1 protein-coding gene is annotated in these 453 nt (G+C 60.3%); it reads right to left on the minus strand.

All coding sequences use genetic code 11. The features are described 5' to 3' along the window. Window positions 1-453 (minus strand): prolipoprotein diacylglyceryl transferase (lgt, locus tag AACY49_RS30995; protein ID WP_339528131.1); only part of this gene is annotated, 453 nt, incomplete at both ends.

A 453-nucleotide genomic window follows, 5' to 3' on the forward strand; every position in this document is an offset into this window, starting at 1 on the left:
CGGCTTGCCCCACAATTCGCCGTTCACGAAATTGTCGATCCGCCCAAAGAACAGACCGAACGGCACCGCGCAGGCGAGATAATCGTGGACGCGGAGCCAATCGAGCTTTTGCGAGCGCGCAAACAGGATGATGCCGATCGAGGTGCCGATCATCCCGCCGTGGAAGGACATGCCACCATCCCACAGCTTGAACAGGCCCCATTTGGTCAGCAATTGCGGCGCGTAGAACAGCGCATAGCCCAGCCGCCCGCCAAGGATGATGCCGAGCGTGGCGTAGAACACCAGATCGTCGGCATGGCGGCGTGCCATCGGCGCGCCCGGCTGGCGCAGCAGCTTCAGCAAATACCACCAGCCGACCAGAATGCCGGTGATATAGGCGATCGAATACCATTTGATCTGGAAGAAACGCAGGTCGATCGCCACCGGATTGAGGTGGAGATCGGCGAAATGGAG

The sequence above is a fragment of the Pseudomonas sp. EL_65y_Pfl2_R96 genome (assembly GCF_963970905.1).
GTDB lineage: Bacteria > Pseudomonadota > Gammaproteobacteria > Pseudomonadales > Pseudomonadaceae > Aquipseudomonas.